Raw genomic sequence first — 14,987 nt, 5'->3', positions numbered from 1 at the left:
CGGACTATGCGCCGGCTTTTGCCGGCGCTTTTCGTTGCTGCAGGCTTGATCGGCTGCAGCGACCAGAACACCGAGAAAGCGCCGACGGCAACCAAAGGCGATAGCGCGAAGACAGCCGCCGCAGTACCGATCGGCAGCGGCTTCGATTTTTACGTGCTGTCACTGTCCTGGTCGCCGACCTGGTGTGACGACAATGATCCCAACGGAAAATCCAGCCAATGCGAGGCGGGATCCAATCGCGGCCTGATCGTTCACGGCCTCTGGCCCCAGAACGAAAAAGGATATCCGGACTTCTGCCCGACGCGGCAATCTGATCGTGTTCCGTCGTCGCTCGGAAAGCAGTATCTCGATCTCATCCCGTCCATGGGCCTGATCGGCCATCAATGGCGCAAGCACGGCAGCTGTTCCGGCCTCAGCCAGGAGGACTATTTCGCCGTCACCCGCGCCGCGTGGAACCGACTTGCGCTGCCGCCGGAACTCTCGCCTGCCCGGCAGCAAACGAATGTGTCCGTCAACACAATCGAAAGCGCGCTCGTTGGCAAGAACCCCGGCATGACAGAGGACGCGGTCGCGGTTACGTGCGAAGGCAACAGGCTCGAAGAAATCCGGATCTGCTTCGACAAGTCGCTGAATTTCCGTTCCTGCCCGGCGGTCGATCGCCAGGCATGCAGGAAAGACAGCGTCTCACTGCCTCCGGCTCCATAGGTATTTGTTCTTAGGCAATTCCGGACGCAATTCCGCTTCGTACTCTTTTCGGATTGCTCTGGACCAGAAGAAAGACGCTCGATGAAGATACTGTACTCCCCTGCCTCACCCTATTCGAACAAGGTTCGGATGGCGGCGCATTACGCCGGGTTCTCGGCCGAAAGCGTCCTGACCGACACCGGAGCCAATCCGCCCGAACTGATCGAAAACAATCCGCTGGGCAAAATACCGACACTCATTCTTAGCGATGGACGTTCGGTCTATGACAGCCGCGCGATCACGCACTTCATCGATCGGGAAACCAAGGGCAAGCTTTACCCGAAGAATGCTGGCAAGCGGACCGATGTCGAGATCCTCGAAGCCTTGTGCGACGGCGTCTGCGACAGCCTGCTCGCAATCGTTTACGAGAAGCGCTCACATCCGCCTGAAAAGGTGCATCAGCCCTGGATCGACCGGCAATGGGAAAAGGTTGAACGCAGCCTCGACCACCTGAACGCCAACCTGCCAAAGACCGGGGCCAAGCTCCATGCCGGCCATTTCGCGCTTGCAGCGATGCTGCGCTACATCGAGTTGCGATTTGCCGGAGAATGGCAGAAGGGGCGCGCCAAGCTGAAGAACTGGCCGGCGAAATTCGAGAAGCACTTCCCGGACTACTCCAAGTTCAAGGCTTGAAAAACGCGCACAAAAAAGGCCGGGTCTCCCCGGCCTTTTCTTTGATCTGGCGAAAGCCGATCAGAACTTCACGCCCATACCGACGCGAACGCTGTGCTCGTCGTAGCCCGACGAAACGTTGGTGCCGCCCATGCGGAAGTCCTTCGAGCCGTAGTCCGTGTAACGGTATTCGACGCGTGCAGTGATGTTGTCGGTGACGAAGGTTTCCGCGCCGACACCTGCGGTCCAGCCGACCATGGTGTTCTTGTCGGAAGCGCCGCCAACGGTGCCCTTGGCCTGGCCGACAGCGAGACCGGCGGTGCCGTAAAGCAGAACCGGGTTCAGATCGACACCGACGCGAGCGCGCAGCGAGCCGTTGACGCCCTGCTTCATGCGCAGGTTGCCCTTGCTCGAATCCTGGCCGGAGTAGCCGACATCAGCTTCACCGCCGTATACGAGCTGGCCGTTCTGCATGTTGTAGCCGCCATAAAGGCCGCCGCCGAAGCCGGCTGCCGTGTTGTCGCCGGTCGCGTCATGCTGACCATGGTGCCAATCGGCGGTACCACCGACATAGGCGCCCGACCAATTCTTGGCTGCCGGCTCGGTGTATTCGGCCTGCGGAGCAGCCGGAACTTCGTCGATCGCATCAGCAGCCTGGGCGGCCTGGAAGGCGATGAGGGTCATAGCCGAAGCCATGAGGGTGGTGGTGAGCGTACGCATAAATATTCTCCTTTTCGTACCGATGCCCCGAGGGCTTGGGGTCCCACAGTGAAACATCGGACAACTTTCAATTAACCCGCCCGGTTGAGCTGAAATTGGCCAGCAAATGAGGATTCACAAGAGCCAAAATGTGAAATTTTGGTGGCACAAACGCGCCCAAAATTTGATGTTGCTTTGTGGCCACAGGGGTTTTGTTAACCATGATTCAAGGTTAACCGAAGATATACTATACGATTACAAAATAATACAATTTACGCCAATTCCATTAATTTTTCGGCAAGGAACTGTCAGGGAGTGTTTCAGGCTCACGTTTCTTGCCTATATCTTCGTCGGCTGACGCGAAGATTCGAAAAAGCGGGATGAGACGTTGAAGAAAGCACTGAAGGCCGCCCTCGTGACCGGGGGCGCCAAGCGGATCGGCAAGGCTATAGTTGAGGACCTCTCGGCCCACGGCTTTTCGGTCGCCATTCATGCCGACGCCTCATTTGACGAAGCAGAAGCTCTGGCCGAAGCACTCTCGAAAAGCGGAACGAAGGCCGTCGCGCTTCGCGCTGACCTCACCGACACGGCGGAGACGTCGGCGCTCATCGCACGCGCCGCAGAGGCGCTTGGCCCGCTGGACCTGCTCGTCAACAATGCCTCGGTCTTCAAGAAGGACAGCCTCGACGCTTTCGACGAATCAATCTGGGATCAGCACTTCGCCCTGCATGTGAAGGCCCCTTCCCTGTTGGCGCGCGATTTCGCTGAACTGCTTCCGGCAGACGCCAATGGGCTCATTGTCAATGTGATCGACCAGCGCGTCTGGGCTCCCAATCCGCGCTTTTATTCCTATATGTTGTCGAAGTCGGCGCTTTGGACGGCTACCCGGACGATGGCGCAGGCGCTCGCCCCGCGCATCCGCGTCAACGGTATCGGCCCCGGGCCGACTTTGCCAAACGAGCGGCAGGACCCAAAGGATTTTGAGGCGCAGGTCGAAGCCCTGATTCTCAGACGCGGGCCGATGCTCGACGAATTCGGACGGACGATCCGCTTCCTGTTCGACACGCCGTCGATTACCGGACAGATGATCGCGCTCGACGGGGGCCAGCACCTCGCCTGGGAAACGCCCGACATCAGGGAGATAGTGGAATGAACGGACGCGTGCCGACAGACGGCGGCATCCTCTATGACGGCACCGAGACGGAAGACGACGACGATCTGATCGAGGTCACGGAAAGCACGAGTGCTGCACCCGTCGAGTGGAACGAGAATCACGCCGACATGGAAGGCTTGAAGGGCGCGGAGCTGATCCAGGCCTTCGTCAAGCTCCTGCCGAACGGCCCCGGCGTCTACCGCATGTTCAACGAGACCGGCGACGTTCTCTACGTCGGCAAGGCCCGCAGCCTGAAGAAGCGCGTCAGCAACTATGCCCAGGGGCGCGGCCATTCCAACCGCATTGCGCGCATGGTGCGCGAAACCGCGAACATGGAGTTCGTGACGACGCGCACCGAGATCGAAGCGCTACTCCTCGAAGCGAACCTGATCAAGCGCTTGCGGCCGCGCTTCAACGTGCTCTTGCGCGACGACAAGTCGTTTCCCTATATTCTGGTCACGGGCGACAGCCGCGCGCCGGCGCTTTACAAGCACCGCGGCGCGCGCAGCCGCAAGGGCGACTATTTCGGCCCCTTCGCGTCTGCCGGCGCCGTCGGCCGCACGATCAATTCGCTGCAACGCGCCTTCCTGCTCCGCACCTGCACCGACAGCGTCTTCGAGACTCGCACTCGACCGTGCCTGCTCTATCAGATCAAGCGCTGTTCGGCGCCCTGCACCGGCGAAGTCAGCGACGCTGACTACAAGGAACTGGTGCAGGAGGCGAAGGACTTCCTGTCGGGCAAGAGCCAGGCCGTGAAGGCAACGATCGCCGCAGCAATGGGCGAGGCATCGGAAAACCTCGACTTCGAACGGGCCGCGCTTTACCGCGACCGACTGGCAGCGCTCAGCCACGTCCAGAGCCACCAGGGGATCAATCCCGCCGGCGTCGAGGAAGCGGACGTTTTCGCGATCCATCACGAAGGCGGCGTCTCCTGCATTCAGGTCTTCTTCTTCCGCACTGGTCAGAACTGGGGCAACCGCGCCTACTTCCCGAAGGCCGACCCGTCGCTGCCGGCAGCCGAGGTGCTCTCGCAGTTCTTGGCGCAGTTCTACGACGACAAGCCCTGTCCGCGGCAGATTCTTCTTTGCGAAGCGGTGGAGGAACAGGAACTCCTCGGTCAGGCACTGAGTGAGAAATCCGGATACAAGGTGGCGATCCAGGTACCGCAGCGCGGCGAGAAGAAGGATCTCGTCGATCATGCGCTTGCCAATGCGCGCGAGGCCCATGGCCGCAAGCTTGCGGAAACCGCCTCCCAATCGCGCCTGCTTGAAGGCTTCTCGGAAACCTTCAAGCTTGAGCGCACACCGCGCCGCATCGAGATCTACGACAACTCCCACATCATGGGCACCAATGCCGTCGGCGGCATGGTGGTGGCGGGACCGGAAGGTTTCGTCAAAGGCCAGTACCGCAAGTTCAACATCAAATCGACCGACATCACGCCGGGCGACGACTTCGGCATGATGCGCGAGGTGATGACCCGGCGGTTCTCGCGCCTGCTGAAGGAAGAAGGCAAGCCGGACCGGACCATGGAGTCTGACGACGGCGCCTTCCCGGCCTGGCCTGACGTCATCCTGATCGACGGTGGCCAGGGCCAGATGACCGCCGTGCGGGCCATCCTTCGGGAACTCGACGTCGAGGATTGCGTCACCGCGATCGGCGTCGCCAAGGGTGTCGACCGCGATGCCGGACGTGAACGGTTCTTCGCGCTTGGCCGCGACAGCTTCACGCTGCCGCCGCGCGATCCGGTGCTCTACTTCATCCAGCGGCTGCGCGACGAAGCGCATCGCTTCGCGATCGGCTCGCACCGGGCCCGCCGCAAGAAGGAGATGGTCAAGAACCCGCTCGACGAGATCGCCGGCATCGGGCCAACGCGCAAGCGCGCGCTGCTGACGCATTTCGGTACCGCCAAGGCCGTTTCGCGCGCCGGCATCAACGACCTCATGGCCGTCGCCGGCATTTCTGAGACGGTGGCCCGGCTGGTTTATGAACATTTCCACGACGATGCGGCGAAATGACAACCAGGCGTCACAATTCACCCGGCGTTCACATGCAATAGGGCAAATATGACAGTTGCCGACGATGACCTGTTGACCTCCGGCCAGCAAAGTCATTCTGTACCTGACGAACCAGAGAACACGAATCCATGCCCACGCCCGTCGCCTACAGCATCCCGAACCTGCTCACTTACTTCCGAATCCTGATCGTGCCGCTGATCGTCCTTTGCTTCTTCATCGAAGGACGGCTGCACAGTTCGGATTTCGCGCGCTGGACGGCGGTCACGCTTTTCGTCATCGCCTCGATCACCGACTTCTTCGACGGCTATCTTGCGCGGATCTGGAAGCAGACCTCGAATATCGGCAAGATGCTGGATCCGATCGCCGACAAGCTGCTCGTCGCCTCGATCCTGCTGCTGGTCGCGGCTGACGGCACCATTGCCGGCTGGTCGATCTGGGCCGCGATCATTATTCTGTGCCGTGAAATCCTGGTCTCCGGCCTGCGCGAATATCTGGCGGCCCTGAAGGTCAGCGTCCCCGTCACCCGCATCGCCAAGTGGAAGACGACGATCCAGATGGTCGCCATCGCCTTCCTGCTGGCTGGCCCCGCCGGCGACAAGATTTTGCCCTACACGACCGAGGCTGGTATCGTGCTGCTGTGGATCGCCGCCGCCATCACGCTCTACACGGGCTACGACTATTTCCGCGCCGGCCTCAAGCACGTGGTCAACGAATGAGCACCGTCAATCTCGTCTATTTCTCCTGGGTGCGGGAACGCATCGGCAAAGGCGAAGAGACCTTGGACGTTCCGGCCAGCGTTGTCACCATTGCCGACCTGCTCCAGCATCTGAAGACGCTCGGCGAGGAGTACGAGACGGCACTCGAGCATGAAAACGTCATCCGCGCGGCCATCAATCAGGAACATGTCGACCACCAGGAGCCGATTGCCGGCGCCCGGGAGATTGCCCTGTTTCCACCAATGACGGGTGGCTGAGCCCATGAACGCGCCGGTGACCGTGCGCGTTCAGCGCGAGGATTTCGACCTCAATGCCGAGGCCACGAAACTCTCTGCCGGACGGACTGACATCGGCGCGGTCGTAACATTTTCCGGCCTTTGCCGCGATGAGGCGGGCACTCTCGCCGCCCTTGAGCTCGAACATTATCCCGGCATGGCCGAAGCCGAGATCGAACGCATCTGCCACGAGGCGGTCGAGCGTTTCTCGCTGCAGGCCGCCACCGCCATCCACCGGTACGGAAAAATTCTTCCTGGCGAGAACATCGTGCTAGTGGTCACCGCCTCGCGCCACCGGCAGGCCGCCTTCGACGGCGCCAACTTCATCATGGATTTCCTGAAGACCTCAGCGCCTTTCTGGAAAAAGGAGCACCTGGGCGATGGCACCACCGGCGGCTGGGTCAGCGCCAAGGATGCCGACGACACTGCGCGGGACCGCTGGTCGACGAAATAGAACCAGGCGCGTTCACGCACACCGGCGACTCGTTCGTCATCAGGGAATGACCTTCTCCTTGCGCGTCACCGCCAGCACGACCACCAGAAACCCGAAGATTACGAAGTCACGCCAGAGAATGGGGCCATAGGCCGTCCAGAGCGTTTCGAGTAGACCAATACCGGCCGCGCCGAGGGCCGCATAAAGGGGCGAGGCCTGGGCACCGATTGCAGCGATGAACAGCACCTTGACCCCGAAGGTCAGACCCGTGCCGAAATCCATGTTGCCATAGTAGGACGCGGCCAGAATGCCGCAGAAGGCGGCGATCAGCGACGCGGCACCGTAGGCTGCGATGTAGACGGTCGCGGCATCGACGCCGCAGAGGGCCGCAGCACCCCGATCCTCCGAGACGGCGCGCCAGAACCGCCCTGCCCGCGAATGCGTCAGGAACCAGTGCCCGGCGGCCACGAGCGCGGCCATGAGCACGGTGTTACCGAGCTGGATGACCGTCAAGGTCACCGGAAAGCGAGGATCGTTCCAGAACACGATGTTCCCGTTCAGGAACGGCGGCAGCCAAAGGCTGCGTGTCTCAGAGGCAAGCCGCGCCGTCTCCATCAGCACCAGCAGGCAGCCTAGCGACGCCACGACGACGGTGTTGGCAGACGAAAAGGCGAGCGGCCGCATGACGTAACGCCCAGCGACGAGCCCGGCGCCAACGCTGAAGCTCAGGGCCGCCGCCGCACCGAGGCCAAGGGCAGCCGGAAGGACCAGCCACAGCCGGTTCCAACCGAAATCAGCAAACAGCACGAACATCTGGCCCGAGAAGGCAAAGAGCGCCCCGTAGGTAAGATCCGCCCGACGGGTCACGGCAAAGGCGATGGCATAGCCGAAGGCGAGCGCCGCGTAGAGCGCAGCGACAGGAACGGCATTGGCGAGCTGCTGCAGAAAATAGAGCATGGCACATCCGGAACGTGACAAGATCAATATAACTGGTAAAATCATTTTTACCAGTTAGGATTTTCGCATGACCTTCACCTGGACAGCCCATAGATTTGCCGGCGGCGCACTCGCGCTGGACGTGGCCAATTCCATCATCCTGCGTTCCGATCCGGAGCGCCGGATCGACCGGTTCGCCGACGCCGCGGCGATCGATTCCTTTGCGGAAGCGGCGTACCGCTTCGGCGCCGAAAACACCCGCTTCGGCCCGCTAGCGCCTGTGGCGGCGGAACGCCGCGTCGGGCTGCTGCGGCTGCGCGAGGCGACCGACAGACACTTTCGCGCGGAGATATCGAACAACGGCCGGCCGGAGCTTTTGGCCGATTTGCTCGAGGCGATCGCGGGGGTTCTGCGTCGCTCCCAGCCCCCTGGGCTTCTGCTTCCGCTCGACACGGCGACGGCACAATCGGCACTGAGCCTTGCCGCCACCCCCGAGCCCGACCGTCTGAAGATCTGCCCCAATTGCGGCTGGCTGTTTCTCGACCGTAGCCGCAACCGCAGCCGGACCTGGTGCGACATGGCCGTCTGCGGCAATCGCAACAAGGCCAGGCGCCACTACCATCGCAACAGGGAAGAGACAGGCCCATGATAAGGACATTCGGGATCTTGGCGGCAATTGCCGTCGCACTCTTCGCCACCGGCTGCCAGCGCGAGACCGGACCCGATCCGTTGAAGCTGACGGGCAAGATGTTCGTGTTCAACTATCGCCTGGCCTACGCGACCTACATGATCACGCTGACCAAGGCCGAGGCTGTGCCCGATGGCAGTGTCGTCGTTGCACGCTTCGAAAATCCGGCAGGCGGCGACGCGCTGACGCTGGAGCGCAAACTCTTCCCGAAGCTGGAAAAGGTGGTGCTGGAAAGCCCCGATATCACCTGTGTGAAGAAGGACCGTCCCTATGCGGTGACGATCGAGGTCAAAGGACCAGAAGGCCAGTCGCTGCAGAAGCTCGAAACCACCGTGATCTCCGATGTCGATCAGGACATCATGCCGGCCAAGGCGCTGGTCGAAGGCCCCGCCTATGACAAGAACCCCGAAGTCTTCCGCGGCGGCAAGGCACCGGAGCATTTCGAGACGGCAAAATGCCCGGTGTGAAAGACGGGCAATAAAAAAACCGGAGCGTTTCCGCTCCGGTTCAAATCCCACGTCAATTCAAGCCATTACAGCCCGAACTGGAGATTTTGAATCAGCCGACGATCTCGGTGCCCGAGAACCAGTAGGCGATTTCTTCGGCAGCGGTTTCCGGAGCATCCGAACCGTGAACCGAGTTTTCGCCGATCGAGAGAGCGTGAACCTTGCGGATGGTGCCTTCGTCAGCGTTTGCCGGGTTGGTGGCGCCCATGACTTCGCGGTTCTTGGCAATGGCGTTTTCGCCTTCGAGAACCTGAACGATCGTCGGGCCGGAGGACATGAACTCGACCAGTTCGCCGAAGAACGGACGTTCCTTGTGAACGGCGTAGAAGCCTTCGGCTTCGCGGCGGCTCATCCAGACGCGCTTGGAAGCGACGACGCGCAGGCCGGCATCTTCGAGCATCTTGGTGATGGCGCCGGTCAGGTTGCGCTTGGTCGCGTCCGGCTTGATCATCGAGAAGGTACGTTCAATAGCCATTGGCTCAAATCCCTTGTTTCTTGAGAAGTGGCGGTTCATTAGCCGCCAATTCCGCGCAAAACAAGGGGGTTCACCGATGATTCGGCTTGGGGCAAGCGGGTTTCACGCAGCCGTCACACTACGTCCGAGCCCGCTGTGCAGATCGAGGCATCGTTCGAACCAATCGGTCACGGGATCACCTGGCTGAAGCAGGCACTGCGGCGAAACGATGCGCGCCCACTGAAACGCGCCGAAGACGATGTAATCGGCAAAAAGCGGCGACGCGCCGCCGAGGAAACCCTGAAACTTCAGCATATGGCGCAGCGGCTCGAGCTTTTCAGCGAAGGTTCCGAGCGCTGCGCCACCGCTTTCGGCGACCGCTTCGAGCGACGTGCCAAAGCGCTTCTCGCGGCTCTGCCGGAAATAGGCCTGATCGACTGGATCAAGGCGATCGTGAATATCCCTGATGATGATGCGGGTAATGGCGGGATGCAGTGTTGTCTGCGACCAGCCCTCGACGAAGCGGGAGATCGCCATCGCCCCCTCGCCGGCAAAGAGCGGCGGACGATCCGGGTAGTTCTGTTCGAGATAAAGGGCTATCTCGAAGCTGTCCTGCACCAAGCGTTCGCCGTCCCGCAGCAGCGGCACCAGGCTCGTTGCCCCATCCTCGACCGCGGGGATTTCGGTGAAACCGATCGGCACGACGTCGAAATCGAGCCCCTTGTGCGCGAGCGACATCTTCGTCTTCCACACATGCGGCGAGAAAGGACGCGTCCTGTCGGCGCCGCAAAGCGAATAGAGTTTTCTCGACATGTGAACTCCCGGTCGGTTGGCGTCCCGTTGAACGACAAATCGGCCACGTCATCAAATCAGTAAATTTCATGAGTGATATCAGCCACAGAAATGCGGTTTCGAGTTAGCGTCGCCGCCCCTTCAAAGGAGGTGACATGAAAGAGGTCGCCCGCGGAGAGAACGGATCACTGAGATGCAGGTGATGATCGAGGGACAGTCACGCTTCCAGCCTTTCGGCTTATCCTGTTGGGGTTTTCGAGATCTCAACACGGGAGTTGGAAGCATGACTGCGTCCTATGAATACCATATCGGCGTCGACTACCACAAATCCTACAGCCACCTGGTGGTGCAGGATTCGGGCGGCAAGACGCTCAGATCCGGCCGGGTGAAGAACGACCGCCAGTCGCTGGGCAGCTTTCTCGAACGCTATCGCGAGAACAGCCATGCGGTTGTCGAGGCGACGCGCAACTGGATGGTGATCTACGACTGGCTCGACGACATATGTGATGATGTCGTTCTCGCCCATCCGTTGAAGGTCAAGGCGATCGCCGACGCCAAGATCAAGACCGACAAGATCGACGCCACCGTGCTGGCACACCTGCTCAGGGCCGACCTGGTGCCACAGGCCTGGGCACCGAGCGACAAGGCCCGCGAGTTGCGTGTCGCGCTGCGCGAGCGGATGTTTTACGTGCGGCTGCGCACGATGACGAAGAACCGCATAGTCACGGTGTTTGATCGTTATCCGGAACAGACGGCGCAGTTGAAGACGCTTGGGGACCTGTTTGGCAAGGCCGGCCGCAGCCAGCTGGCGCAGATTGAGGTCTCAGCGATCGACCGTATCCAGATCGACCGTGGCCTCGCCTTCATCGGCGACATTGACGTGCGGATCAAGCAGGCGGAAGCAACGATCCGGGCGATGACCAAGGGCAATGGCAATGTCAGGCTGTTGAAGACGATCCCCGGCATCGGCGAGTTCTTCGCCCGGCTGATCGATGCGGAGATCGACGATATCAGCCGGTTCCGCACCCCGAAGAAGCTGGCCGCCTATGCCGGCCTCGTGCCATCGACCTATTCCTCCGGCGGCAAGACCTACCACGGCAAGATCATCAAGCAGGGCAATAAATGGTTGCGCTGGGCGTTCGTCGAGGCGGTCACCCCCGCCATCGCCAGCGATCCTGAGCTGCGCGCCCAGTACGACCACTTGAAGTTCAGAGGAGTGAACAAGGCGCGTGTGGCGATCGCACGCAAGCTTTTGACGATCGCCTTCCAGATCCTGCGTGACCAGCGCGCCTACGAGCGGCGCGACACCAGCCCCATGGAAGGCGCGTCGACGATATCCCAGCTGTCCTGATCAGGTTCTAGCGAGCCCGGCAGGTCCGGGCTGCGCTCCTCAAGGAGAATGGGAAGCCGGGAGCCGAACGTCACTCTGTGACCGAAGCCAACGCATCAGGTCACGCATTGGAGATTGGTTCGAGAACCGAACGGCAGATGCCTGTCGCGCGGAAGGAAGACATTTAGCCGATCGGCGAAAATGCCGATCAATAACCAACCGAACCCAAGGAAAAGCCGCCAAATGGAGGTGTTTTGCCCCTTGCGTTCTTTCATTGGAGATACCCGATGCTCGATCACTTTCGCATGTTCGCCGATTATAACCGCTGGGCGAACCGCCTGGTCTACGCCGCCGCAGCGGAACTGACCGATACCGAATTGCGGGAAAGCCGGGGCGCCTTCTTCGGCTCGCTGCTTTCGACCCTCAACCATATTCTCGTCGCCGACCGGGTATGGATGAAACGCTTTACGCGCGAGGGCGATGCCCCCACCGAACTCGACGCGATCCTCCATGACGATCTGCCGGCGCTTACCGCCGCTCGCACTGCCGAAGACGAACGCATCATCGCCTGGATCAACGGCTTGAGTGACGAACGCCTCAACGCCGCCCTCACCTATACACCGCTCACCAACCCGACGGTTATCACCCAGAAGCTGGCGCCGACGCTCGGACACTTCTTCAACCACCAGACCCATCACCGCGGCCAGGCGCATGCGACGCTGACCGCACTCGGTCGCCCTTCGGTAGCGCTGGATCTTGCATATTTCCTGAGAACCGAAGGGTCAAAGTGGGCGTAGCGGAGACCGCAGCGCCCCAAATCCGGGCAACCGTAGTGGCCGGATCTCGCGCTCCCGCCACTCGGCAAGCTTCTTTAGAAGCTGGCGCTGGCCGAGCCAGGCAACAAGGCCGAGCGCCACACCGCCAACGATCGACAGGATCGAAAACGCTGCGGGCGGCAGCGCCGACTGCAGCGGCAGCATCAGCAGCTCCGGAACGAAGCGGTGCAGAATGTAGATGTGGAAGCCCGCCGCCGACAAAGGCAGGGTAAGTTGTGCCGCCCGGCGCGGCATGCTGATGCGCGGGAGATAGAGCAGGGCTGCGAGAACCGCGATCTGCAGCAGGTACTTGATCTTCGTTCCGATCCAGACTCCCTCGTATAGGCCGAAGAACAGGAAAGCCCCCGTGCCGGCCATCATCAGCACCAGCCGTTGCTTCGCCGTTTCGGCGACAGCAGCACACCAGCCGATGACTGCGAGATAGAAGATCCACGGCAGCGTGAAAATCTGGCGATTGCCGATCGGCCAGAGCAACGGCAGGGCAAGCCGGGCGACAAGTGCCGCCAAAAGCAGGGACATTCCTGCGGCGAAGGGCCTTGCCGATACAAAACGTCGGAACTGCGGGATCGCGAAGAGTCCGACGAAGAGGAGCATCATCTGGCAATAGGCTTCGATGAACCAGTAGAGATACGGCACCATACCGTGCGTCTCCGGCAGGGACAGGCCGAAATTGCCGACGAGAAAGGCCGAGGCCCAGGGCACCTCACCCCAGGCGAGCGCATAGGCAGCGACGATCAGGTAGTACGGAACCAGCACCTGGGCGAGCGGGCGCAGGATGGCCAAGCTGTCTCCCGCCAGAAGCGGTCCCATCTGGAAGCGGGCAAGACTGAAACCCACGAGAACGACCATGGCCGCCGATCCGCCGGGGATGGGCCAGAGCAATTCATGGTGCAGCACGACCAGTAGAATGGCCAGAGCGCGGATCAGCAGATCAATCCCGATGCGCCGGGTGGTGGTTTCGCGGCGCTCATAGGCCGACAACTCGGTGATCGACAAGGTCTCCCAGGCGTCCGGAACTTGCCCCAGTGCCTTCTCCAGCCCCATCGAAAGCTGAACGAAGCGCAGGGAATCGCCGCCCAGCGACACAAAACTGTCGGAGCGTTTCACCCGCTTCGGATAGAACACCTGCGCGAAAAGCTCTTCGATGCCACCGTTGTCGTCGTCGACATTTACGGCTGCCTGGCGCGCCGCCATGTTGAGCGCGTTGTAATCGACCTTGCCGCTGGCCAGCCGCGGCATTTCGGCAAGGGGTGTGGCTTTCAGGTGGGCAAGCGTCAGCCCGCTCGCCTGCGCGAGGAACCGTCTGATTTCTTCGGCATCGCGGTTGCCGCAATAGAACGCGTGAAGACTGGCATCGTCACCGACGACGGCTGCGGCGGTGCCGCGCCTTTCGAGAGCCGCTTCCAGCACATCGTGAGCGATCCTCAGGCCGGCAATCTTGGAAATCCGCTTCATGCGGCCGACGATCTGGAACAGGCCGTCGGCATGGCGGATCGCGAGGTCGCCGGTGCGCAGCTCGGTAAGCTCGGCGCCGCGGCAGAGATCGTCACGCGATGTTGCATAGCCCATCATCACGTTCGGACCGCGATAGACGAGTTCGCCGGTCACACCGTCGTTTTCGATCGGGGCTCCGCCCTCGGTCTCGATCAGGAGGCGCCCATCTGGAATCGCGACGCCGATCCTATCCTCGTTTCCGGCGAGCAGAGTCGGCGGCACATAGGCGATGCGCGCCGTGGCTTCGGTCTGGCCGTACATCGCAAAGAATGCCGCGCCCTGGGTGCGAAGGTGGTCGTCGTAGAGACGGATGACGCCAGGACTCAGCCGTCCGCCGGCGACGGTCATGAAGCGCAGGCTCGGAAACTGCCTCTCGCGGAAGCCCACCTTCTCCAGCAATTCGTAGGAATAGGGCACGCCCGCAAGGTTCGTGCTGCCGCTTTCGGCAAGACCATCGAGGAAACCGGCATCGAGAATCGATCCGCCGGGAAGGTAGAGGCTGGCGCCGGCTGCCAGGTGAGAATTCAACACCGACAGGCCGTAGGAATAATGCAGCGGCAGAACCAGGCAGCCGCGATCATCCGCCGTCAGGCCGAGATATTCGGCGATGGACGCGGCGTTTGCCGAGATGTTTTCCCGGGACAAGCGGACGGCCTTGCCGCAACCGGTGCTGCCCGAAGTGGAGAGCATCACCGCCAGCTCGGAGTGCAGCGCCCTATCATTTTCCCGCAGCAGATGTTCCGTGCGCCAGCGGCCGTCGATCCGGCGAAAGGCATGATCGGGCTCGAAGGCATCGACCCAGGATCCGCCGGTCCCGTTCTTCGGGGCGTGCACCGCAACGGCATGTCCAGCTGCCAGCGCCGCCAGGTAAGCGACGATCGCATGTTCGGAAAGCTGGGCCTCGATCGCCACCAGCCCACGCGGGCCTCGGAAGGCAAGGGCCTGGCGCGTGATCCGCTCGCCGAGCTCCCGATAGGTGACCGTCCGCTGCCCGGAAAAGACCAGCGCCGGCCGGTCGCCCCATTTCGCCAGATCCGCAATGAACGAGATGGACATCCTTGACCGTCACTGTTTGCCTCGAGCTTCTATGCCCGATTTAGCAGCGCGAATATAATTGGTGACTAAAGGCGTCAAGTATAAAGATCGGCGAACTGACGGCTGTCAGCTCGGTTGCGATTGTCAGTTGCGACCGGCCTCCCTTAGATGGAATTCAGCAACCATACCGGGCGGGAACGGGTGGCCGGCTGAAATCTTCAGACTCCCTTAAATGCGGCCTTCCATAGTGCTCATCGATCCGGACATCG

16 protein-coding genes are annotated in these 14,987 nt (G+C 61.3%); 11 read left to right on the top strand and 5 right to left on the bottom strand.

Translation table 11 applies throughout. The features are described 5' to 3' along the window. Positions 1-6 precede the first annotated feature (6 nt). Complete coding sequence (locus PWG15_RS04395; RefSeq protein ID WP_275023290.1) at positions 7-705, top strand: ribonuclease T2 family protein; 699 nt, start codon at positions 7-9, stop codon at positions 703-705. 81 nt (positions 706-786) lie between these two features. Then, positions 787-1,377 carry a glutathione S-transferase gene (locus tag PWG15_RS04390; RefSeq protein WP_275023289.1) on the top strand — a complete coding sequence of 197 codons (591 nt, stop codon included), beginning with the start codon at positions 787-789 and terminating at the stop codon, positions 1,375-1,377. Positions 1,378-1,437: 60 nt separating this feature from the next. Here PWG15_RS04390 and PWG15_RS04385 read toward each other — a convergent pair whose 3' ends face one another. Beyond that, positions 1,438-2,076, bottom strand: a complete 639-nt coding sequence (locus PWG15_RS04385) for an outer membrane protein (protein ID WP_275023288.1) — start codon at positions 2,074-2,076, stop codon at positions 1,438-1,440. Between the two features lie 367 nt (positions 2,077-2,443). Between PWG15_RS04385 and PWG15_RS04380 the strand changes: the two genes are divergently transcribed. From PWG15_RS04380 to PWG15_RS04360, 5 genes are all read left to right on the top strand, one after another. Next, positions 2,444-3,208: an SDR family oxidoreductase gene (locus PWG15_RS04380; RefSeq protein ID WP_275023287.1), complete on the top strand. Its 765-nt coding sequence runs from the start codon at positions 2,444-2,446 to the stop codon at positions 3,206-3,208. Beyond that, the gene (gene uvrC / locus PWG15_RS04375) at positions 3,205-5,223 is read left to right on the top strand and encodes an excinuclease ABC subunit UvrC (RefSeq protein ID WP_275023286.1); all 2,019 of its coding nucleotides are present in this window, start codon (positions 3,205-3,207) and stop codon (positions 5,221-5,223) included. Before PWG15_RS04380 ends, uvrC begins: the two co-directional genes overlap by 4 nt. Positions 5,224-5,351: 128 nt before the next feature. Next, a complete protein-coding gene (pgsA, locus tag PWG15_RS04370; protein ID WP_275023285.1) occupies positions 5,352-5,939 on the top strand; it encodes a CDP-diacylglycerol--glycerol-3-phosphate 3-phosphatidyltransferase in 588 nt (195 codons plus the stop codon). Next, a complete protein-coding gene (moaD, locus tag PWG15_RS04365; protein ID WP_275023284.1) occupies positions 5,936-6,196 on the top strand; it encodes a molybdopterin converting factor subunit 1 in 261 nt (86 codons plus the stop codon). The genes pgsA and moaD overlap by 4 nt, the downstream gene beginning before the upstream one ends. 4 nt (positions 6,197-6,200) lie before the next feature. Then, on the top strand, positions 6,201-6,668 hold the full coding sequence (locus PWG15_RS04360; RefSeq protein WP_275023283.1) for a molybdenum cofactor biosynthesis protein MoaE: 468 nt from the start codon (positions 6,201-6,203) through the stop codon (positions 6,666-6,668). A 39-nt stretch (positions 6,669-6,707) separates the two neighbouring features. Here PWG15_RS04360 and PWG15_RS04355 read toward each other — a convergent pair whose 3' ends face one another. After that, positions 6,708-7,604, bottom strand: a complete 897-nt coding sequence (locus PWG15_RS04355; RefSeq protein WP_275023282.1) for a branched-chain amino acid ABC transporter permease — start codon at positions 7,602-7,604, stop codon at positions 6,708-6,710. A gap of 67 nt (positions 7,605-7,671) precedes the next feature. On the opposite strand from PWG15_RS04355, the gene PWG15_RS04350 reads away from it, so the two are divergent. Together PWG15_RS04350 and PWG15_RS04345 are read left to right on the top strand one after the other, a co-directional pair. Next, a complete protein-coding gene (locus PWG15_RS04350) occupies positions 7,672-8,232 on the top strand; it encodes a CGNR zinc finger domain-containing protein (RefSeq protein WP_275023281.1) in 561 nt (186 codons plus the stop codon). Continuing rightward, a complete protein-coding gene (locus PWG15_RS04345) occupies positions 8,229-8,738 on the top strand; it encodes a hypothetical protein (RefSeq protein ID WP_275023280.1) in 510 nt (169 codons plus the stop codon). Before PWG15_RS04350 ends, PWG15_RS04345 begins: the two co-directional genes overlap by 4 nt. A 91-nt stretch (positions 8,739-8,829) precedes the next feature. On the opposite strand, the gene ndk is transcribed toward PWG15_RS04345, so the two are convergent. After that, positions 8,830-9,252 (bottom strand): nucleoside-diphosphate kinase, encoded by a 423-nt coding sequence (gene ndk, locus PWG15_RS04340; protein WP_034803877.1) that lies wholly within the window; start codon positions 9,250-9,252, stop codon positions 8,830-8,832. A gap of 102 nt (positions 9,253-9,354) precedes the next feature. Continuing rightward, positions 9,355-10,044, bottom strand: a complete 690-nt coding sequence (locus PWG15_RS04335; RefSeq protein WP_275023279.1) for a glutathione S-transferase family protein — start codon at positions 10,042-10,044, stop codon at positions 9,355-9,357. A gap of 262 nt (positions 10,045-10,306) precedes the next feature. On the opposite strand from PWG15_RS04335, the gene PWG15_RS04330 reads away from it, so the two are divergent. Together PWG15_RS04330 and PWG15_RS04325 are read left to right on the top strand one after the other, a co-directional pair. Beyond that, the gene (locus PWG15_RS04330; RefSeq protein WP_275023278.1) at positions 10,307-11,374 is read left to right on the top strand and encodes an IS110 family RNA-guided transposase; all 1,068 of its coding nucleotides are present in this window, start codon (positions 10,307-10,309) and stop codon (positions 11,372-11,374) included. 266 nt (positions 11,375-11,640) lie between these two features. Beyond that, positions 11,641-12,150, top strand: coding sequence for a DinB family protein (locus PWG15_RS04325; protein ID WP_275023277.1), 510 nt, complete (start codon positions 11,641-11,643; stop codon positions 12,148-12,150). On the opposite strand, the gene PWG15_RS04320 is transcribed toward PWG15_RS04325, so the two are convergent. Continuing rightward, positions 12,136-14,739 carry an AMP-binding protein gene (locus tag PWG15_RS04320; protein WP_275023276.1) on the bottom strand — a complete coding sequence of 868 codons (2,604 nt, stop codon included), beginning with the start codon at positions 14,737-14,739 and terminating at the stop codon, positions 12,136-12,138. The genes PWG15_RS04325 and PWG15_RS04320 overlap by 15 nt on opposite strands. Between the last annotated feature and the right edge of the window lie 248 nt (positions 14,740-14,987).

This window comes from Ensifer adhaerens (assembly GCF_028993555.1).
Lineage (GTDB): Bacteria > Pseudomonadota > Alphaproteobacteria > Rhizobiales > Rhizobiaceae > Ensifer > Ensifer adhaerens_I.
Note: the sequence above shows the minus strand (reverse complement) of the source record. Positions and strands in the feature narration are given on the sequence as shown.

Coding starts and splice junctions, on each gene's coding strand:
- PWG15_RS04390 (WP_275023289.1), top strand. CDS start 787: ATGAAGATACTGTACTCCCCTGCCTCACCCTATTCGAACAAGGTTCGG.
- PWG15_RS04345 (WP_275023280.1), top strand. CDS start 8,229: ATGATAAGGACATTCGGGATCTTGGCGGCAATTGCCGTCGCACTCTTC.
- PWG15_RS04330 (WP_275023278.1), top strand. CDS start 10,307: ATGACTGCGTCCTATGAATACCATATCGGCGTCGACTACCACAAATCC.
- PWG15_RS04395 (WP_275023290.1), top strand. CDS start 7: ATGCGCCGGCTTTTGCCGGCGCTTTTCGTTGCTGCAGGCTTGATCGGC.
- PWG15_RS04355 (WP_275023282.1), bottom strand. CDS start 7,604: ATGCTCTATTTTCTGCAGCAGCTCGCCAATGCCGTTCCTGTCGCTGCG.
- ndk (WP_034803877.1), bottom strand. CDS start 9,252: ATGGCTATTGAACGTACCTTCTCGATGATCAAGCCGGACGCGACCAAG.
- PWG15_RS04320 (WP_275023276.1), bottom strand. CDS start 14,739: ATGTCCATCTCGTTCATTGCGGATCTGGCGAAATGGGGCGACCGGCCG.
- moaD (WP_275023284.1), top strand. CDS start 5,936: ATGAGCACCGTCAATCTCGTCTATTTCTCCTGGGTGCGGGAACGCATC.
- pgsA (WP_275023285.1), top strand. CDS start 5,352: ATGCCCACGCCCGTCGCCTACAGCATCCCGAACCTGCTCACTTACTTC.
- PWG15_RS04385 (WP_275023288.1), bottom strand. CDS start 2,076: ATGCGTACGCTCACCACCACCCTCATGGCTTCGGCTATGACCCTCATC.
- PWG15_RS04360 (WP_275023283.1), top strand. CDS start 6,201: ATGAACGCGCCGGTGACCGTGCGCGTTCAGCGCGAGGATTTCGACCTC.
- PWG15_RS04335 (WP_275023279.1), bottom strand. CDS start 10,044: ATGTCGAGAAAACTCTATTCGCTTTGCGGCGCCGACAGGACGCGTCCT.
- uvrC (WP_275023286.1), top strand. CDS start 3,205: ATGAACGGACGCGTGCCGACAGACGGCGGCATCCTCTATGACGGCACC.
- PWG15_RS04325 (WP_275023277.1), top strand. CDS start 11,641: ATGCTCGATCACTTTCGCATGTTCGCCGATTATAACCGCTGGGCGAAC.
- PWG15_RS04350 (WP_275023281.1), top strand. CDS start 7,672: ATGACCTTCACCTGGACAGCCCATAGATTTGCCGGCGGCGCACTCGCG.